Raw genomic sequence first — 18,794 nt, forward strand, 5'->3', positions numbered from 1 at the left:
GCTCAACGCATGGTGGATCGAGTTCTGGTAACACTCGATGGCGTGGTCCGTGATGCGGACGCGCCGTTGTTGTTTGCGGACGATATTGGCGTATTACGCGGTGACGGTGTCTTCGAAACGGTGCTCGTGCGCGCGGGAGTTGCGTGCGCGATCGAATTTCATCTAGGCAGATTGCGTCGCTCCGCGCAGGCGCTGGATCTGCCCGAGCCGGAGCTGGGCAAGTGGCGGGAGGCGGTCGAGACCGCCGCGAAGGAGTGGGGCAGCGAGCGCGAAGGCGTGATGCGGCTGGTGCTCACCCGCGGCCGCGACTCCGAGTTGGCCGGCGCGCCCGACAAGGTGAAGACCGGTGATCTCGCTGCCGCCGTGCCGGTGCCGACAGCCTTCGTGCTGGTGGTGCCGGTGTCCGAGCGCGTCGAGAAGGCCCGCACCGAAGGCGTCGCGGTGGTGAGTTTGTCGCGCGGTATCTCGATCGATCTGGCACAGGCCGCGCCGTGGCAGTTGCTGGGGGCCAAGACGCTGTCCTACGCCACCAATATGGCCGCGCTACGGTTCGCCGCGCGGATGGGCGCGGACGACGTGATCTTCACCAGCACCGAGAATCGGGTCCTGGAGGGCCCGCGCTCCAGCGTGGTGATCGCGCGCGACAAGCAGCTGATCACTCCGCCCCCGAAGAACGGCGTGCTGCCCGGTGTCACCCAGCGCGCGCTGTTCGCCGAGGCGGAGAAGGCCGGGTGGCAGTGCCGGTACGACTCGTTGTTCACCGCCGACCTGCTCACCTGCGACAGCATTTGGATGCTGTCGAGCATCTCGCTGGCGGCGCGCGTGAATTCGCTGGACGGTCTGCGCATGTCCGCACCGGACAACGCGCCGGAGATCATCGCGTTGGTGAATCGCGGCATCGAGCGCGCGGGAGCCATTGGCGACTGGTAAGGGGCCTGGTCCCTCTCCGCGTATTCAGGCCGCAAGGGTGAGTGGCGCCCAGGGTTGGTCACACGGCCCTGACCGGCGTGGTGGCACCCACCGTTGGCTTCTCGCTGACGCGATCTCCGCGGTACATGGGTAACTCACCGGGTACGCCCGTACTCGAGCGGCCCCGACGCAGGACCTGCACGCAAATCTCATGTCACCGACTAGTACGGCCTGAGACCCGGAGAGGCAGGGGAGCGCCGCTCCCGTGATCTCCGTCCTATTCGGGCGGGCGCGGGGTGGCGACGAGCACGGGAAACCGGCGATTCGAGCGGAAAGACCCCGCTGGTCGTGGTCTAGGACTCATTGTCGAGGACCGCCTCCGGCGTAGGCTTACTACGACACGTCGTAGATACGCAGGAGGTCGGCTTGAGCGCGCTGGACATCTCGCGATGGCAGTTCGGCATCACGACGGTCTACCACTTTCTCCTGGTGCCGCTGACGATAGGTCTCGCGCCGCTGGTCGCCGCCATGCAGACGGCATGGGTGATCACCGGCAAGCAGCACTGGCTACGGCTGACCAAGTTCTTCGGCAAGCTGTTCCTGATCAACTTCGCGCTCGGTGTCGCGACCGGCATAGTGCAGGAGTTCCAGTTCGGGATGAACTGGAGCGAGTACTCCCGGTTCGTCGGTGACGTGTTCGGCGCCCCGCTCGCGCTGGAAGGTCTGGTCGCCTTCTTCATGGAGTCGACGTTCCTCGGGCTGTGGATCTTCGGCTGGACCCGTTTGCCGAAACTGCTGCATCTCGGCGCCATCTGGATGGTCGCCATCGGCGTGAACGCCTCGGCCTACTTCATCGTCGCGGCCAACTCGTTCATGCAACACCCGGTCGGCGCGAAGTACAACCCGGAAACCGGGCGCGCCGAGCTGAACAGCATCGTCGCGGTGCTCACCAACAACACAACGCTGGCCGCCTTTCCGCACGTGGTCGCTGGTTCCTTCCTGACCGCAGGCACATTCGTGGCCGGCATCGCGGGCTGGTGGATGGTACGCAACGCGCGCAGCGGCGACGAAGCGAAACTGGCCGAGGCGCGCGCCATGTGGCGGCCCGCGGCCCGGGCGGGCATCGTCGTGACGATCGTGTCGCTGGCCGCGCTGGTCTATACCGGTGACGTTCAGGGCAAGCTGATGTTCGAGCAGCAGCCGATGAAGATGGCGTCGGCGGAATCGCTGTGCCACACCGCGACCGACCCCGACTTCTCCGTGCTCACCGTCGGCACGCACAACAACTGCGACAGCGTCACGCACGTGCTCGAGGTGCCGTATGTGCTGCCCTGGCTGGCCGAGGGCTCGTTCACCGGGGTGACGCTGGATGGCGTCGTCGACCTGCAGAAGGCCTACAACGAACACTTCGGTGTCGGCGACTACCGGCCGAACCTGTTCGTCACCTACTGGTCGTTCCGCGCCATGATCGGCCTGTCAGCGGGCTCGGCGCTGCTCGCCCTGGCCGGGCTGTGGCTCACCCGCCGCGGCCGGGTGCCGGACCAGCGATGGTTCTCCTGGCTGAGCCTGCTCGCCATCCCGACGCCGTTCCTGGCCAACAGCGCCGGATGGGTGTTCACCGAGATGGGACGCCAGCCGTGGGTGGTCGTGCCGAACCCGACCGGCGATCCGAACCTGCGCCTCACCGTGCAGCAGGGTGTCTCCAACCATTCGCCCGGCGTCGTGCTGTTCTCGCTGATCACCTTCACGCTGCTGTACGGTGCGCTCGCGGTGGTGTGGTTCTACCTGATGCGCAGGTATGTGATCCACGGACCGGACCCCGCCGCGCCCGCCAAGGGCGAGTCCAGCGACACCGACGAGGCTTCGGGTGGCCGCCGTGCCGAAGAACCTGCCGTCGAACAACTTTCGTTCGCTTACTAGGAGCCTGCGATGAGTTTGCAAGAGTTCTGGTTCGTCCTGATCGGCGTGCTGTTCACAGGCTATTTCGTGCTGGAGGGCTTCGACTTCGGCGTCGGAATGCTCATGCCGATTCTGGGCAAGGGGTCCGATAAGCGACGGCGCGTGGTGCTCAACACGATCGGGCCGGTGTGGGATGCCAATGAGGTATGGCTGATCACCGCGGCCGCGGGGATGTTCGCGGCATTCCCGGAGTGGTACGCCAGCCTGTTCTCCGGCTTCTATCTTGCGCTGCTGCTGGTGCTCGTCGCATTGATCCTGCGTATCTGCGCCATCGAGTACCGCGGCAAGATCGATGACCCGCGCTGGCGCGCCCGCTGCGACATCGGTATCGGTATCGGTTCCTGGATTCCGGCGCTGGCCTGGGGCTGGGTGTTCGCGAACGTGGTGCACGGGGTCCCGCTGAACGAGAAGAAGCAGCTCGCCGGCTCGGTGGCCGACCTGTTCGGGCCCTACGCCCTGCTCGGCGGATCGGCCACCGGACTGCTGTTCGCGCTGCACGGCGCGATGTTCCTGGTGCTCAAGACCGGCGGCGAGGTGCGTGACGACGCGCGGCGCACCGCCCGGCTGCTGCTGGCCCCGACCGTGGTCGTGGTCGGTGGATTCGGGCTGTGGACCCAGCTGGCCTATGGGACCGGGTGGACCTGGATCGCGTTGGCGCTCGCGGTGCTCGCACTGGTCGTCGCGGCGGCGGCAGATTTCGCCCACCGCGACGGATGGGCGTTCACCGGGACCACGGCGACCGTGGCGGCGGCGACCGCGTTGCTGTTCGGATCGCTGTTCCCGAATGTGCTGCCCTCGACCATCGACGCGGCCTTCGACCTGACCATCCACAACGCGTCCTCGACGCCATACACCTTGAAGGTGATGAGCTGGGCCGCGCTGTTCGTCGCGCCCGTCGTGCTGGTGTACCAGGGGTGGACGTATTGGGTATTCCGCAAGCGGATCACCCTCGAGCAGATTCCCGCACCGGTGGGGCTGCCGTTGGGACCCGTGCAGGATTGATGGCATGGCCCGCCCGCCGATCGATCCACGCCTGTGGCGGTACGCCCGCTCGGCGCGTAGCTATCTGGCGCTGAGTGTCGCGCTGTCGTTGCTGATCACCGGTGCGATCGTGCTGGCGGCCGTGCTGATCGGACGGGTGCTCGCCGGGGTTGTCACCGATCCCGGCCAGCGCACCGTGGGCGCGTGGACCACGGAGCTGACCGCCCTCGCCCTCGCGATCGCGGTCCGCGTGCTGGCCACCTGGGTCCAGTCCCGGCTGGCCCATCGGGCGGGTGCCAGCGTGGTGGCGGAGTTGGAAACCGCGGTGCTCGCGGCAGGCGCGCGGTTGTCGCCGCGGGAACTGGATTCGCGGCGGACCGAGCTGGCCGTGGTCGTCGGTGCCGGGCTGTCCGGGCTGCGCGGCTATCTCGTCGGTTACGTGCCCGCGCTGCTGTTGGCGGCGCTGGTTCCGCCGATCGTGCTCGCGGTCATCGCGGCGCACGATCTGACCTCCGGTGTGATCGTGGTGATCACATTGCCGCTGATCCCGATCTTCATGATCCTCATCGGCCTGCTGACCCAGGGGCGGGCCGAAGCCACGCTCGCGGCTACCACCCGGCTGTCGGATCAGTTGCTCGATCTGTTCGCGGGCATGCCGACGTTACGGGCGCTCGGCCGGGAGACCGGCGAGGCGGAGATCGTTCCCCCGCCTTCCGCACACGCACGGCAGGTCGGTGCCGACCCCGGTCCGCTGGGCAGCGACGCCGGACGCGGGCACACCATGCAGCACCGCGTGCGGGATCTCGGTGACGCATTGCGGCTGCGCACGATGCGCGCCCTGCGCATCGCCTTTCTGTCCTCGATGGTGCTGGAGTTGCTGGCGACGCTGAGCGTGGCACTGATCGCGGTCTCCATCGGGCTGCGCCTGGTATTCGGGGAGATGAGCCTCTACGCGGGACTGGTCGCCCTGGTGCTGGCGCCAGAGGTCTACCTGCCGCTGCGCATGGTCGGCGAGCGTTTCCACGCCGCGCAGGACGGCATGGCGGCCGCGGACAAAGCGTTCGCGATTCTCGAATCGGCGCCTGCCTGCGGCGATACCGCGTCTATCCGGCAAGCAGCGCCGGATCAGCCGGAACAGGGCCGGAATGCTCTGCCCGACAAGGGCTCCCGTGCGAGCAGTAGCGCTGTCGTTCCCGCGCCAGGAGTTGCATCCGTCTCGGTGCCTCGCAGCAGTATTTCGGGCGCAGGCTTGGTCGAGGTCACCGACCTGTCGATGGGTGCGCGGGACGGATTCGCGCCCGCGGGACTGTCGGCAACATTCTCGCCCGGCTCCATGACCGTGCTCGCCGGTCCCAACGGAAGCGGGAAATCGACGGCCATACAGGCGATTCTGGGCTTGATCGCGCCTGATCGGGGCGCGGTGACCGTCGACGGGATCGACCTGCGCGAAATGGATGTGCAGCGATGGTGGGCGCGCGTGGCGTGGCTGCCGCAGCGGCCGGTGCTCGTTCCCGGCACGCTGCGGGAGAACCTGGAGCTGCTCGGCGCCCAGACGGTGGACGATGCCCCGCGGGGACCGGCCCGGGTTGTCGACGACCTCGAGGCGGCCTGCGTCGCCACCGGTTTCGACGCCGTGCTCGATGAGCTGCCGGATCGGTGGAACACCGTGGTCGGCCCCGGCGGTGTCGGGCTGTCGCTCGGCCAACGCCAACGGCTCGCGCTGACCAGGGTGCTGGCCGCCGACCGCCCGATCCTGCTGCTGGACGAGCCGACCGCGCACCTGGACGCCACTGCGGAGGCCACGGTCCTGGCCGCGCTTCGGGTACGAGCTCGCGCGGGCGCCACGGTGATCGTCATCGGGCACCGTCCCACCGTGCTGGCCGCAGCCGACCGTGTCGTCCAGGTTCGTGCCGCCCGGGTGTCGCGAACCGAGACCGGTGCGGTGGGAACGGAGCGGCTGTCATGACGCAAACCCTTTCGCGCGACACCGGCACCACGCTGCTCGGCGATCTGCGCCGGATGTGGGCACTGCTCGAGTTGTCCCGCTGGCGGGTCGCGGTGGCGATCGCCTGGGGTGTACTCGCGTTGGGTAGCGGGCTCGGCCTCGCGGCGCTGGCCGCATGGTTGATCGCCCGCGCCTGGCAGATGCCGCCGGTGCTGGACCTGAGCATCGCCGTGGTCGCGGTGCGCGCCCTCGGCATTTCGCGGGGCCTGTGCCGGTACCTGGAGCGCCTCGCCACGCATGACGTCGCCTTGCGCGCTATGACGGCGGCGCGGACGACGGTCTATCGAACGCTGGCGCGCTCGGACTTCTGGCTGCGTCGACCCGGGCAGTCGAGCAGCGACACCGACGGGTCGAACTCGCCGCGCGCCGACGGCGGTGGTTCCACTCCACCGCGCCGGGGTGATCTCCTCGTCCGGATCGGCAGCGATATCGATGATCTGGGGTCGGTCGTGGTGCGGGTTTTCGTGCCCGTCGCGGTCGCCGTCGTGCTCTCCGCGGCTGCGATCGGGCTGCTGGCCACGATCTCGATGGGTGCTGCCGCGATCCTGGCGGGTGCGCTCGCGCTGTCCGGTGTCGTCGCTCCGTGGCTGTCGGCCAACGCGGCGCGTGCGGCCGAGCGTGCCGTGCGCGCCGACCGCGCCGAGTTCACCGCGCGGGCCCTCACCGTGCTCGACCACGCGGCCGAGCTGCGCGTCGCGGGTCGGTTGGACGCCGCACTCGATGCGGCGGCGGACGCCGCACGCCGGGCTGTCGCCGCGGAGGACACCGCCGCCTCGCGCAGCGCCTGGTCGGCAGCAGCCACGCCACTGTCGATCGGCGCCAGCGTGCTTGGCGCTTTGCTGATCGGCATCACCCTCTACGGCCCCGACGGCGGGACCGCGGGCGCGATGACGCCCATGGCCCTCACCGTGCTGGTCCTGCTGCCGCTGTCGGCTTTCGAGGCGGTCGGCCCGCTACCCGCGGCGGCGCAGGCGCTGACCACCGCCCGCGCGGCCCTGCGTCGACTGGTCGGATTCGACGGCGATCCAACGACAACCGCCTCGCGGTCACGGACAACGCATCCCGCCGCGACGATGGTTACTCGAATCGGCAATAGGACGACGGCCGTGGCGGGTGCTCGCACAGTCACGTCGGCGAGGGAGACCGATGGGATGGAGACGTCGGCGGTGACCGCTACCGCGGTGGATATGTCGGAGCCGATGGCCGGTTCGGGCCGTGCGGTAGGCGCCTGCGTGCCGGAGCTGCCGGAGGGGCGGCGGATCGCGGTGGTAGGCCCGAGTGGCGCCGGGAAGACGACGCTGCTGATGGCATGGGCGGGCCTGTTCGACACGCCGCGGCCCGGCGTCACCTTCTTCGCCGAGGACGCGCACCTGTTCGGCACCTCGGTGCTGGAAAATCTGCGGGTCGCCCGCGGCGACCTCACCGAGGCGGAAGCCGGAAGCGCCTTGCGGACAGTCGGCCTCGGTGACTGGTTGGACGGACTGCCCGATGGCGTGCATACCCACCTGGTCGGGGGAGCGGCGGCCGTGTCGGGGGGCCAGCGCCGCCGCATCCTCATGGCGCGTGCCCTCGTATCACCCGCACGTGTGTTGCTCCTCGACGAACCGACCGAGCACTTGGAGGCGGCGGCCGGTGCGCGGCTGCTGTGCGATCTGCTGGACGCCGACAGCGGCCTGGTGGAAGCGGATCGCGTCGTGGTCGTCGTCACGCATCAACTGCCTCGAGATCATCGGGCCGACGCGGTGCTCCGGATCGATGCATCAGACCAGGCGGCAACCGATTTTGCGGCCGACGGCACACGGCCGGAGACCACCACTTCCGCCCACCGAGAAATTCCGTTGCCGACCTGACGACGCCTCGCTAGATTCGTTCGTACACAGGAAGGAGGTGGTTCGAATAATGGTTATTTCTAGGACACGTGAGGTGGCTGTCCGCTAGCGCCACCGCTGCAGGTGGTTTTCGCCCGCGCGAGCGCTGAGCGAATACCAGGCAGTCACCCGGCCCCCGAGCTCCGGTCTGTCCGACCGGACCCGTGCGCATCAAAACGCACCGGTAAGGCTCGGGGGCTGTTCTGTTCCGCCTCTCCGCGTATTCAGGTCTGTTCCGCCTCTCCGCGTATTCAGGCCGTACTAGTGAGTGCCGCTCGGGTTGGTGACAGGTCCTGCGTTGGGTGTATGGGTGAGTTTTGGGCGTACCCGGTGAGTTACCCATGTGCTGACGAAATCAGTTGTCGCGTCGGCAGAAGCTCAACGGCAGTACAGCTGCTCCGATAGCTCAGCGGATCGGCGAACTCGGCCGATGCGGAACGGCCTACTCATCCGATGTAGCGCTGTAGGCGGGCGGAGAGGCGGGGTTGGAGAGGGCCGTCGGCGACGACGCGTTCTTCGACGTAGGCGAGGTCGCCGCCTTCGACGATGCCGTAGAGGCGCTTGGCGCCGCCGACGACGACGCCCGACTGGCTGCGGATCACCACGTCGGTGGCCAGCTCCCAGGACGACTGGGTCAGCGCCTGGCCGTAGAAGAGCTCGACGATGCCGCTGCTGTGCGTGAGCAGCAGCTCGATGATCTCGTCGTTGCCGTCGATGCCGACCCGCCAGAAGCCGCTCTCGCGCAGGTCGGGGCCGCCGTAATTGCCTTCGGCGTCGATCACCCAGGACTTGGATTCCCAGGAGAGGAAGTCGCCGCCGTCATGCGAGACGACGATCTGCTGGCCGAACCGGTAGTCGCCGCGCTCGGGATCGTTGCCTTCGCCCTCGCCACGCCAGACGCCGACCAGCGGCAGCAGCGCGAGCATCGATGCGCTCAGATCCGGGCCGAGCCGCAGATTGGCGGTGTCCTCGGGCAGCGGCAGATCCGGCAGGACCGGGATATTGCGGGCGGCGGTGGATTTCGCCCGTTCGGCAGCGTCGGCCACGGCCCGGTCACCGCTGCGCCGAGCAGCGGCATCGGCCGGAGCGCTGCCGTTCAGTTGTTCACTCGCTCGCTCGGCCGGATTGGAACCTTCGCTCGCGAGTTCGCTCATGATTCGGTGAACAGCCGGTAGAAGACGTACAGGCCGAACCAGCCGATCAGCACGGCCACAGCCACCAGCAGAATCTCGAAGAAGAGGACCACGTTCGGAGTCTAACGACACCCGCGGCGCGGCGCGCAAACGGCCCCGGTGCTTCCGTCGGAGGAAAGCACCGGGGCCGTTCGGCGAGTGCGGTGACTTACTTGGCGACCGCGACGTCGACCGCGTGGATTCCCGCGCCCTCGGGGCGCACTTCGGCGGAGCCGTTGCCCGCCGAGGACAGCGCACGGACGGTCCACGCGCCGGGAGCCGCGAAGAACCGGAAGTCACCGGTGCCCGAGGCGACGACCTCGGCGGTGAAATCACCGTTGCCGTCGAGCAGGCGCACGAACGCGCCGCCCACCGGCTGGCCGTCGGTGCTCAGGACACGGCCGGTGATGACCGTCTCCTTCTCCACGTCGACGCCCGCCGGGATGGCCTGGCCTTGTGTCGGTGCTGCACACATATTGATTACTCTCCCAACTCGATCGGTGCGCCGACGAGGGAGCCGTATTCGGTCCAGCTCCCGTCGTAGTTCTTGACATTCTGGTGGCCGAGCAGTTCCTGCAGCACGAACCAGGTGTGCGAGGAACGCTCACCGATCCGGCAGTAGGCAATGGTGTCCTTCTCGCCGTCCAGCCCGGCATCCTTGTAGATCTCGGTCAGGTCGGCGTCGGACTTGAAGGTGCCGTCCTCGTTCGCGGCCTTGCTCCACGGCACGTTGATGGCTCCGGGGATGTGGCCGGGACGCTGGCTCTGCTCCTGCGGCAGATGCGCGGGCGCCAGGATCTTGCCGGTGAACTCGTCAGGCGAACGCACATCGACCAGGTTCTTGGTGCCGATGGCGGCGATGACCTCGTCGCGGAAGGCGCGGATCGAGAGGTCCGGCGCGGCCGCCTTGTACTGGGTGGCCGGCCGGTTGACTGCTTCGCTCGACAGCGGGCGGCCGTCCAGTTCCCACTTCTTGCGGCCGCCGTCGAGCAGCTTGACGTTGTTGTGGCCGTACAGCTTGAAGTACCAGTAGGCGTACGCGGCGAACCAGTTGTTGTTGCCGCCGTACAGGATGACCTCGTCGTCGTTCGAGATGCCGCGCGCCGAGAGCAGGTCGGAGAACTGCTCCTGGTTCACGAAGTCGCGACGAACCTGGTCCTGCAGGTCCTTCTTCCAGTCGAGCCGGACGGCACCCTCGATGTGCCCACCGTCGTAGGCGGAGGTGTCCTCGTCGACCTCGACGAAGACGACGCCGGGGGCGTTGAGGTTCTCTTCGGCCCAGTCAACGGAGACCAGGACATCGGAGCGAGCCATTGTTTTCCTTTCAGAGATGACGTGCAGGGTTCAGTTCGATGCCGGGGACCCGGCGGTGTTCGTGTCAGGGCCGGAGGCGGCAGCTCGCGTAACCACGGAGGGTTCGCGAACACCGCCCACCGGACCGGTCCGGCGGACGCGGGCGACCAGCGGATAGATCTGGCAACCCAGGCAGATCCCGAACGCCGCGTTCAGGAACGCCGCGAACAGGGCGAAGCCGGCGAATACGGCGCCGACGACGGTGGAGCCGAGCGCGAAGCCCAGCAAGCTGACGCCCGCGAAGGCCAGGCCGAGCAATTGCGCGAACCGCAGCGGAGCCGCCGGCTCGGTCGTGCTGGTCGGCGCGAGCCGCGGCGCGACGAACGCAGCGTAGATCCGGCCGTACGGGTGGCGGCGCGGCCCGTAGGCGGCGCCGATGGCGAAGGCGACCGCCTGCAGGGCGATCAGCACTGCCGCGGCGGCCGGCGAGAACGCGGCGGCGAGCAGGACCAGAACGAGGACCCCGGTGGTGACCCACGCCGTGAAGCGCGGTCCGCGGACGTCGACCTGGTCGGTAAAGGGAGGGGCGGTTCCGGAATTATTGCGGATCTCGGTGGACATTGTGCGTACTCCTGCGCTGAATAAGTCTGATGACTGGGAAGTTGCCAGTTCGCCGGGGGATCGTGAGATCACTCGCGCGGCGGGCAGCGGTCGGCGTCAGGGAATCCGGGAAGCCGACCGATCAGCGGCACAGGCAGCAACAACCACCGAGCCGACACAGATCAACTGTGCGGCGTCGGGTGAGCATCAGCTCGTGGTTGGCAAGCACGGCAAGCAGTTTACCCAATTCGGCGGGGGAATTGGACCCGGGGGGCGTCAGAACCGTCGAGGGGGCTTGTCGTCGCAGCTCAGGCGGCTGCTTTGGCTTCCATCGCCCGGCGCAGGACTATGCGGCTACGGTGAGCGGCTCGAGCGCGGAGTGCAGATCCGTGGCCTTCGGCACGCCGGAGATCCGGAACCGTTCCCTGCCCTCGACGTCGAAGACGAACGTGGTCGGCAGGGAGAGCACGTTCAACTCGCGCGCGAGCGCGGGTTCGGCGTCGATATCCACTTCGATGTCCTGCGGCGGCTGTGCCGATCCGGCCAGTTGATCCGTGACGTTGGCAACCACCCGGCGAACAGCAGCGCACGGTCCGCACCACTCGGCGGAGAAATGCAGCACCGCGGGACCGGCACCGGTCACGCCGACGGCCGCGAGCAGTTCGGCCCGCGCCGATTCGGACAGGTCGATGCTGTTCGCCGCGCGCACCTTGCCGTGGCGGCGGCGCAGCAGGACGCCCACGGTGAGCGCGGCGAGCAGGACCACTGCCAGGATGGTGATTTCGATCATGGTCGGTGCAATCGGTCGAGGTCGATCGTGACGTTCACGCCCTTGCCCTCCACGACGATCTGACCGCCCTGGGCGGAGACCTTGGTGGGCCGGACACCGAACGGCAACTCCTTGGTGTCGATGGTACGGGTGAACCGGGCGAGCACGGCAGGGCGATCGGCCTCGGTGATCACTGCCACCGGCATGGTCTCGGTGCCGGGGCTGCCGCGATAGAAGCCGGTCGCCACGATCCTCACCTGGTCGCCGTCGAGGAACAGATCGGCCTTCACGCTGACCTTTTCGCCGCCGTACTGGGCGCCGGGGGTCTCCGGCAAGGTGCCGGTGAGCACCAGCGCGCCCGTGGTGGTCATGCCGGAGCCGCCCGACCCTCCGGTCCCGTCGGATTTGTCCGCGGGGCGCGAGTGCACCTGCAGGTCGGGAATGGTGAACAGCCTGCCGAGCTCGGTCGGCTCGACCCGCAGCCTGCTGTCCACTCGCTCGACGGGGACGCCGCGCAGGCTGCCGTCGACCAGTTCGCCCAGCGGAAGCCGCACTCCGGTCAGCGTCGCTTCCAATGCGGTCTCGCCGGGAATGTCCTCTCGCTTGGCGCGCGCCCGGATCTCGACGCGGTCGTAGCGGCTGTCCCACGCCTGCCCGAGGAAGGGGAAACCGTGAATCGTCACTTCCGGGTCGGCGGTGAGATCGGCGCCGTCCCGCAGCGCCCGTGACACGCGATATTCCGAATAGGCCGCGGTGCTGAAGTCGACGACGATCGCGAATCCGGCCAGACACAGCAGGCCGATGATCAGCTTCCGCATGCTCCCCCGTCTCTCCCGGGTCTCGGGCCGCGCCGGTTGGCCGCCGCGCGGCACGCGTTCGAATTCCGCGCCGGGCAACTCGTGTGTGCTGGGTGCCCGATGCGCAGGGTAACCCACGTACGCACCCTATCGGGTGGCCCGAACCCGGCTCCCGGGCGGCCCGCGGTGCGGTGCCCGACCCCGGAATGCGTGGTCATCCCGGGTTACGCGCTAATCTTGCATCCGATTACCTGTGATTAGCGACGTGGCAACGGCGGTGCTGCCGCATGCGCGAAGCTACGAGATGGGAGGAGGGCCTGTGGAGCTGCTCCTGCTTACCTCCGACCCCAACCCTGAGTCGGTGTTGCCCTCGCTGGCGCTGCTCCCGCACAACGTCCGCCCCGCGCCCACGGAAGTGGCCTCGCTGCTCGAGGCGGGCTCCGCGGATGTCGCCCTGGTGGACGCGCGCACCGATCTGGCCGCCGCTCGTGGCCTCTGCCGTCTGCTCGGTAGTACCGGCTCGTCCGTGCCGGTGGTCGCGGTGCTCACCGAGGGCGGACTGGTCGCGGTGAACGCCGACTGGGGACTCGACGACATCCTGCTGCCCGGCACCGGGCCTGCCGAACTCGACGCCAGGCTGCGGCTGCTGGTCGGGCGCAACGGCGGCGTGGCCAGCCCGGAGAACAGCGGCAAGATCACCCTCGGCGAGCTGGTGATCGACGAGGGCACCTACACCGCCCGGCTGCGCGGACGCCCCCTCGACCTCACCTACAAGGAGTTCGAGCTGCTGAAGTACCTCGCGCAGCACGCGGGCCGGGTGTTCACCCGTGCGCAGTTGTTGCAGGAGGTGTGGGGCTACGACTTCTTCGGCGGCACCCGCACCGTGGACGTGCACGTCCGGCGGTTGCGCGCCAAGCTCGGCAGCGAGTACGAGTCCCTGATCGGCACGGTCCGCAATGTCGGCTACAAGGCCGTGCGTCCATCGCGGGCAGCGAGCAAGAGCGAACAGGTGAACTTCCCGGACGACGAGAACGAGGGCACCGACGACTCCCCGTTCGCGCCGATCAACGGCTCGGCGCAGTGAGTCCTCGCGGCGGGCTGCCGCGTTGTCTTCGCTAGCCCCGCAGCGCGGTCGGCCGACGCCGAAATGCGGCTGGCTGCCACGGCGTTGCCAAGAGCGGAACTCCACACGGGGTCCGATGATGGCTCGAAGAACGGAGGCCGATGAGCGGCGCGACGACACAGTGGATCGACCGTCCGGACGCGGATGCGGTGCGGGCGATCACCGATCTGCTCGCCCGGGCCACCGCCGCGGACGGTGTGGCCCCGATCTCGGAACAGGCTGTGCTGTCGGTGACCTCGGGCGACCACACCGGGCCGCGCCATCTGCTCGCCCGGCGCGACGGCGTGATCGTCGGGTACGCGAATCTCGTTCCCGCGCATGGCGAACACCCGGCGATGGCCGAGGTCGCGGTCGATCCATCGGCGCGCGGCCATGGAGTGGGTACCGATCTGGTCACGGCCGCGCTCGCCGCAGGCGGTCCGGGAGCGCGGGTGTGGGCACATGGTGATCTCCCCGCAGCCAAGTCCGTCGCGGCCGGACTCGGGCTGCGCACGGCGCGTGAGCTGTGGCAGATGCGGCGGTCTCTGGCTACACCGGAGCTACCGGAACTGGCCGTGCCGGACGACCTGGTACTGCGCACCTATGCCGGTCCCGCCGACGACCCGGAGTTGCTGCGGGTGAACAAGGCCGCCTTCGCCTGGCATCCCGAACAGGGTGGGTGGACCGAACGCGACATCGCCGTCCGCCGCACCGAGCCGTGGTTCGATCCGCAGGGCCTGTTCCTGGCCTGTGCCGCCGACGACCCCGAGCGCCTGCTCGGATTCCATTGGACCAAGGTGCATTACGAGCAGAACCCGCCGCTCGGTGAGGTCTACGTGGTCGGGATCGACCCGGCCGCCCAGGGTCGCGGGCTCGGTCGTCTGCTCACCCTGGCCGGATTGCGCCACCTGCGTGACCGCGGCCTAGCCGAGGTGTTGCTGTATACCGAGGCCGACAACGTTGCCGCGGTGCGCACCTATACCCGTCTCGGATTCGCCACGGCTCACGTCGACGTCGCCTACGCGGCGGCCGAGGCTGAATAGCAGGCGGCGGACTCGGTGTCTCCGAGTAAAACTGGGGCAAACGTCACACGTACCGGGTGCAATCGCGCCGGGCTGTTCACCTCCCGTTCACCCAGGTCGGTCCAACTGTCAACCACGTGACCCTAGGTTGAGTCAGGGCAGCATACTGCTGCCTGGTGCGCAAGTTCCCCGCGAACAGCACCACAACACCCGTCCGGGCCGGTGAGGGACCGGACGAGTAGAACGCCATTCCGGAGGAATAGTGAATTTCAAGCGCAGCAGCGCCCTCGTTGGTGTGCTGGCCGTCGGCGCCATGACACTCGCGGCGTGTGGTAGCGACGACAACACCTCGACCGACTCGAACAACGTTGCCAAGGTCGACGTCGCGTGTGGTGGTAAAGAGGCCCTCAAGGCCAGTGGCGCCTCGTCGCAGAAGAACGCGATGGAGCGCTTCATCGCCGCCTACGAGAAGAACTGCGACGGTGCCACGCTCAACTACACCTCGAGCGGCTCCGGCGCGGGTGTGAGCGAGTTCCTCGGTGGCCAGACCGATTTCGGTGGCTCCGACTCGCCGCTGAGCTCGAAGAAGGACGAGCCGAAGAAGGCCGCCGACCGCTGCGGCTCGCCCGCGTGGAACCTCCCCGCGGTGTTCGGCCCCGTCGCGATCACCTACAACATCGACGGCGTGACCGACCTGGCGCTGGACGGCCCGACCGCCGCCAAGATCTTCAACGGCGCCGTCACCACCTGGGACGCCCCGGAGATCAAGGCGCTGAACCCGAACGCCAAACTGCCGTCCGAGCCGATCGCGGTGATCTTCCGCAGCGACGAGTCGGGCACCACGGACAACTTCCAGCTCTACCTGGACGCCGCTTCCGACGGTGCCTGGGGCAAGGGCGCGGGCAAGGCGTTCGTCGGTGGCGTCGGCGCGGGCTCGAAGGGCAACGAGGGCACCTCGGCCGCAGTGAAGACCACCAAGAACTCGATCACCTACAACGAGTGGTCCTTCGCGAAGGCGCAGAACCTGTCGGTCGCGCGGATCGTCACCTCGGCGAGCAAGGACCCGGTGACGCTGAGCGTCGCGTCGGCGGGCAAGGCCATCGAGTCGGCCAAGATCTCGGGCCAGGGTAACGACCTGATCATCGACACCTCCTCGTTCTACAAGCCGACCGCGGCGGGCGCGTACCCGATCGTGATGCCGACCTACGAGATCGTGTGCTCGAAGTACGCCGACGCCAACACGGCCAAGGCGGTCAAGGCCTTCCTCACCTCGGCGGTCACCAACGGCCAGCAGGGTCTGGACGAGGCCGGGTACATCCCGATCCCGGAGCAGTTCAAGACCAAGCTGACCACCGCCATCAACGCCATCTCCTGATAGCGAACCCATGACCGTGCACGACGAAGTTGCCGCCGCTGGACAGTCGGATTCGACTGTCCAGCGGGCGGGCGGAGATACTGCGCCCATGCCGAGTAATCCGAGCACCGAACCGGCCGCCGAGACCGGCCGCCGTCACAGTCCGCGTGCGGAGATCATCTTCCGCTCGCTGGCCACGACGGCGGGCGCGATCATCGTCGCCTCCATCGCGCTGATCGCGCTGTTCCTGTTGATTCGCGCGGTGCCTTCGGTACTGGCGAACGACGCGAGCTTCTTCACCAGCGCCGAGTTCAACACTTCCGATGCCGACAACCTACGGTTCGGCATCCGGGATCTGTTCATGGTGACGGTGCTGAGTTCGATCTTCGCCTTGGTGCTCGCGGTTCCGGTCGGCATCGGCATCGCGCTGTTTCTCACGCACTACGCGCCGAAGACACTGGCGCGGCCGTTCTCGGTGCTCGTCGATCTCCTGGCGGCGGTGCCTTCGATCGTGTTCGGTCTCTGGGGAATTCTGGTCCTCGCTCCGCAACTGGAGCCGGTGCAGACCTTCCTCAACGACAAGCTGGGCTGGCTGTTCCTGTTCTCGGACGGCAATATCCCGCTGGCCAGCGGCGGCACGATCTTCACCGCGGGCGTCGTGCTCGCGGTGATGATCCTGCCGATCATCACATCGGTCAGCCGCGAGGTCTTCAACCTCACCCCCCGCGCGCACATCGAAGCGGCACAGGCGCTCGGCGCGACGAAGTGGGAGGTCGTCCGGATGACCGTGCTGCCCTACGGGCGCAGCGGCATGATCGCCGGAGCCATGCTCGGCCTCGGACGCGCGCTCGGTGAGACGATCGCCGTGCTGATCGTGCTGAAGACGGCCGCGCAGCCGGGGCAGTGGTCGGTGTTCGACGGCGGTTACACCTTCGCCTCCAAAATCGCCTCGGCGGCAGCGGAATTCAGTGAGCCGCTGCCGACCGGCGCGTACATCGCGGCAGGCTTCGTGCTGTTCGCGCTGACCTTCGTCGTGAACGCGCTGGCGCGCCTCGCCGCCGGCGGAAGGGTGAACGGGTGATGACCACGTCGACATTGGACCGGCCGGTCAAAGCCCCCACCTTCCGGCATGTGAGCCTCAGCCGGCGGGTGCGGAACAACACCGCGACCGGATTGGTCTGGCTGGCGTTCGGCATCGCGCTCGTGCCGCTGGGCTGGGTGCTGCTCATGGTGGTCACCAAGGGTTTCAACGCTGTGGTCAAGCTGAACTGGTGGCAGAACTCGCTGAAGGGCGTGCTGCCCAACCAGTTCGCGGGCGGCGTCTACCACGCGATCTACGGGACCATCGCGCAATCGCTGGTCGCGACGGTCATCGCGGTGCCGCTGGGCATCATGGCCGCGGTGTATCTGGTCGAGTACGGTCGCGGAACTCTGGCCAAGACCACGACATTCATGGTCGACATTCTGGCGGGTGTGCCGTCGATCGTCGCGGCGTTGTTCATCTTCGCGCTGTGGATCGCGACGCTCGGGTTCCCGCAGAGTTCGTTGGCCGTTTCGCTGGCGTTGGTGCTGCTGATGTTGCCTGTGGTCGTTCGCAGCACCGAGGAAATGCTCAAACTGGTGCCCGACGAGCTGCGCGAAGCGTCCTACGCCCTCGGTGTCCCCAAGTGGAAGACGATTGTGCGGATCGTGGTTCCGACCGCGCTGCCCGGCATGATCAGTGGCATTCTGCTGGCCATCGCCAGGGTGATGGGTGAAACCGCTCCGGTGCTGGTGCTGGTCGGCTACAGCAAGTCGATCAACATGAACATCTTCGACGGCAATATGGCGTCGCTGCCGTTGTTGATCTACCAGGAGCTGGCCAACCCCGAAGCCGCCGGACGGGCGCGGGTCTGGGGCGCGGCATTGACTCTCATTCTCATCATTGCCTTCCTGTACCTGGCGGCGGCGGTCGTCAACCGGCTGCTCACGCGGAACCGATAGAAGCGGAACGGATTACCGAAAAATGGCCAAGCGGATCGACGTCAAAGATCTGAACATCTACTACGGCAAGTTCCATGCCGTGTCCGAGGTGTCGCTGACCGTGCTGCCGCGCAGCGTGACCGCCTTCATCGGTCCGTCCGGCTGTGGCAAGTCCACCGTGCTGCGTTCGCTCAACCGCATGCACGAGGTAACCCCGAACGCCCGCGTCGAGGGCGCGGTGCTGCTGGACGGCGAGGACATCTACGGCACGCAGGTCGACCCGGTGGGCGTGCGTCGCACCATCGGCATGGTCTTCCAGCGGCCGAACCCCTTCCCCACCATGTCCATCAGGGACAACGTGGTCGCGGGGCTCAAGCTGCAGGGCGTTCGCAACAAGAAGGAGCTCGACGAGGTCGCCGAGCGCTCGCTGCGCGGCGCCAATCTCTGGAACGAGGTGAAGGACCGCCTGGACAAGCCGGGCGGCGGTCTCTCCGGCGGTCAGCAGCAGCGTCTGTGCATCGCACGCGCCATCGCGGTATCACCCGATGTGCTGCTGATGGACGAGCCCTGCTCGGCGCTGGACCCGATCTCCACCCTGGCGATCGAGGACCTGATCACCGAGCTGAAGAAGGAATTCACCATCGTCATCGTCACCCACAACATGCAGCAGGCCGCGCGCGTGAGTGACCAGACCGGCTTCTTCAACCTGGAGGCCCAGGGCAAGCCGGGCAAGCTGATCGAGATCGACGACACCGAGAAGATCTTCTCCAACCCTTCGCAGAAGGCCACGGAGGACTACATCTCGGGTCGCTTCGGCTGATTCCAGCCACCCATCGCGTCTCGGTCGACGCGGTATGAGCACGGCGAAGGTCCTGGGCGGCAACTCGGCTGCCCAGGACCTTCCGCGTATCTGCATCTGTCTTCTTGCCGATGCCGCTGCGATAGTCCGATGCGGGCATGCGTGATCGGCCGGGAACCGGGTGCGGCCTTGTGGGCGCTGG

At 67.7% G+C, this 18,794-nt stretch carries 17 protein-coding genes; 11 read left to right on the forward strand and 6 right to left on the reverse strand.

Features of this window, described 5'->3' with window-relative positions; translation table 11 throughout:
• Positions 1-9: 9 nt before the first annotated feature.
• From OHA40_RS18910 to cydC, 5 genes are all read left to right on the forward strand, one after another.
• The gene (locus OHA40_RS18910) at positions 10-930 is read left to right on the forward strand and encodes an aminodeoxychorismate lyase (RefSeq protein ID WP_330228245.1); all 921 of its coding nucleotides are present in this window, start codon (positions 10-12) and stop codon (positions 928-930) included.
• Positions 931-1,335: 405 nt separating this feature from the next.
• Positions 1,336-2,829, forward strand: coding sequence for a cytochrome ubiquinol oxidase subunit I (locus tag OHA40_RS18915; protein WP_330228246.1), 1,494 nt, complete (start codon positions 1,336-1,338; stop codon positions 2,827-2,829).
• Between the two features lie 9 nt (positions 2,830-2,838).
• A complete protein-coding gene (gene cydB, locus OHA40_RS18920; RefSeq protein WP_330228247.1) occupies positions 2,839-3,870 on the forward strand; it encodes a cytochrome d ubiquinol oxidase subunit II in 1,032 nt (343 codons plus the stop codon).
• A gap of 4 nt (positions 3,871-3,874) precedes the next feature.
• Complete coding sequence (locus tag OHA40_RS18925; protein ID WP_330228248.1) at positions 3,875-5,815, forward strand: ABC transporter ATP-binding protein/permease; 1,941 nt, start codon at positions 3,875-3,877, stop codon at positions 5,813-5,815.
• On the forward strand, positions 5,812-7,704 hold the full coding sequence (gene cydC, locus OHA40_RS18930; protein ID WP_442943753.1) for a thiol reductant ABC exporter subunit CydC: 1,893 nt from the start codon (positions 5,812-5,814) through the stop codon (positions 7,702-7,704). Before OHA40_RS18925 ends, cydC begins: the two co-directional genes overlap by 4 nt.
• Positions 7,705-8,168: 464 nt before the next feature.
• Here the strand turns inward: cydC and OHA40_RS18935 are convergent, their stop codons facing one another.
• From OHA40_RS18935 to OHA40_RS18960, 6 genes are all read right to left on the reverse strand, one after another.
• Positions 8,169-8,876, reverse strand: coding sequence for an FABP family protein (locus tag OHA40_RS18935; protein ID WP_330228249.1), 708 nt, complete (start codon positions 8,874-8,876; stop codon positions 8,169-8,171).
• 187 nt (positions 8,877-9,063) lie between these two features.
• Positions 9,064-9,369: a DUF1416 domain-containing protein gene (locus tag OHA40_RS18940; RefSeq protein WP_040773727.1), complete on the reverse strand. Its 306-nt coding sequence runs from the start codon at positions 9,367-9,369 to the stop codon at positions 9,064-9,066.
• 5 nt (positions 9,370-9,374) lie between these two features.
• Entirely contained in the window at positions 9,375-10,208 is an 834-nt protein-coding gene (locus tag OHA40_RS18945; protein ID WP_330228250.1) for a sulfurtransferase, read from the reverse strand.
• A gap of 30 nt (positions 10,209-10,238) precedes the next feature.
• The gene (locus OHA40_RS18950; RefSeq protein ID WP_330228251.1) at positions 10,239-10,808 is read right to left on the reverse strand and encodes a DUF4395 domain-containing protein; all 570 of its coding nucleotides are present in this window, start codon (positions 10,806-10,808) and stop codon (positions 10,239-10,241) included.
• A gap of 325 nt (positions 10,809-11,133) precedes the next feature.
• Positions 11,134-11,577, reverse strand: a complete 444-nt coding sequence (locus tag OHA40_RS18955) for a thioredoxin family protein (RefSeq protein ID WP_330228252.1) — start codon at positions 11,575-11,577, stop codon at positions 11,134-11,136.
• Positions 11,574-12,374, reverse strand: coding sequence for an LmeA family phospholipid-binding protein (locus tag OHA40_RS18960; RefSeq protein WP_330234267.1), 801 nt, complete (start codon positions 12,372-12,374; stop codon positions 11,574-11,576). Before OHA40_RS18960 ends, OHA40_RS18955 begins: the two co-directional genes overlap by 4 nt.
• A 298-nt stretch (positions 12,375-12,672) precedes the next feature.
• Here OHA40_RS18960 and OHA40_RS18965 point away from each other — a divergent pair, with 298 nt between their 5' ends.
• From OHA40_RS18965 to pstB, 6 genes are all read left to right on the forward strand, one after another.
• On the forward strand, positions 12,673-13,437 hold the full coding sequence (locus OHA40_RS18965) for a winged helix-turn-helix transcriptional regulator (RefSeq protein ID WP_330228253.1): 765 nt from the start codon (positions 12,673-12,675) through the stop codon (positions 13,435-13,437).
• A gap of 140 nt (positions 13,438-13,577) precedes the next feature.
• Positions 13,578-14,498 (forward strand): mycothiol synthase, encoded by a 921-nt coding sequence (mshD, locus tag OHA40_RS18970; protein WP_330228254.1) that lies wholly within the window; start codon positions 13,578-13,580, stop codon positions 14,496-14,498.
• Positions 14,499-14,739: 241 nt separating this feature from the next.
• The gene (pstS, locus tag OHA40_RS18975; protein ID WP_330228255.1) at positions 14,740-15,852 is read left to right on the forward strand and encodes a phosphate ABC transporter substrate-binding protein PstS; all 1,113 of its coding nucleotides are present in this window, start codon (positions 14,740-14,742) and stop codon (positions 15,850-15,852) included.
• A gap of 88 nt (positions 15,853-15,940) precedes the next feature.
• The gene (gene pstC / locus OHA40_RS18980) at positions 15,941-16,912 is read left to right on the forward strand and encodes a phosphate ABC transporter permease subunit PstC (protein WP_330228256.1); all 972 of its coding nucleotides are present in this window, start codon (positions 15,941-15,943) and stop codon (positions 16,910-16,912) included.
• Complete coding sequence (gene pstA / locus OHA40_RS18985) at positions 16,912-17,814, forward strand: phosphate ABC transporter permease PstA (RefSeq protein WP_330228257.1); 903 nt, start codon at positions 16,912-16,914, stop codon at positions 17,812-17,814. Before pstC ends, pstA begins: the two co-directional genes overlap by 1 nt.
• A 22-nt stretch (positions 17,815-17,836) precedes the next feature.
• Complete coding sequence (pstB, locus tag OHA40_RS18990) at positions 17,837-18,613, forward strand: phosphate ABC transporter ATP-binding protein PstB (RefSeq protein ID WP_040773748.1); 777 nt, start codon at positions 17,837-17,839, stop codon at positions 18,611-18,613.
• Positions 18,614-18,794: the final 181 nt, after the last annotated feature.

It is taken from the genome of Nocardia sp. NBC_00508, from assembly GCF_036346875.1.
Classification (GTDB): domain Bacteria; phylum Actinomycetota; class Actinomycetes; order Mycobacteriales; family Mycobacteriaceae; genus Nocardia.

Coding starts and splice junctions, on each gene's coding strand:
- cydC (WP_442943753.1), top strand. CDS start 5,812: ATGACGCAAACCCTTTCGCGCGACACCGGCACCACGCTGCTCGGCGAT.
- OHA40_RS18935 (WP_330228249.1), bottom strand. CDS start 8,876: ATGAGCGAACTCGCGAGCGAAGGTTCCAATCCGGCCGAGCGAGCGAGT.
- pstC (WP_330228256.1), top strand. CDS start 15,941: ATGCCGAGTAATCCGAGCACCGAACCGGCCGCCGAGACCGGCCGCCGT.
- OHA40_RS18925 (WP_330228248.1), top strand. CDS start 3,875: ATGGCCCGCCCGCCGATCGATCCACGCCTGTGGCGGTACGCCCGCTCG.
- OHA40_RS18945 (WP_330228250.1), bottom strand. CDS start 10,208: ATGGCTCGCTCCGATGTCCTGGTCTCCGTTGACTGGGCCGAAGAGAAC.
- OHA40_RS18950 (WP_330228251.1), bottom strand. CDS start 10,808: ATGTCCACCGAGATCCGCAATAATTCCGGAACCGCCCCTCCCTTTACC.
- OHA40_RS18955 (WP_330228252.1), bottom strand. CDS start 11,577: ATGATCGAAATCACCATCCTGGCAGTGGTCCTGCTCGCCGCGCTCACC.
- cydB (WP_330228247.1), top strand. CDS start 2,839: ATGAGTTTGCAAGAGTTCTGGTTCGTCCTGATCGGCGTGCTGTTCACA.
- OHA40_RS18940 (WP_040773727.1), bottom strand. CDS start 9,369: ATGTGTGCAGCACCGACACAAGGCCAGGCCATCCCGGCGGGCGTCGAC.
- pstB (WP_040773748.1), top strand. CDS start 17,837: ATGGCCAAGCGGATCGACGTCAAAGATCTGAACATCTACTACGGCAAG.
- OHA40_RS18960 (WP_330234267.1), bottom strand. CDS start 12,374: ATGCGGAAGCTGATCATCGGCCTGCTGTGTCTGGCCGGATTCGCGATC.
- mshD (WP_330228254.1), top strand. CDS start 13,578: ATGAGCGGCGCGACGACACAGTGGATCGACCGTCCGGACGCGGATGCG.
- pstA (WP_330228257.1), top strand. CDS start 16,912: ATGACCACGTCGACATTGGACCGGCCGGTCAAAGCCCCCACCTTCCGG.
- OHA40_RS18910 (WP_330228245.1), top strand. CDS start 10: ATGGTGGATCGAGTTCTGGTAACACTCGATGGCGTGGTCCGTGATGCG.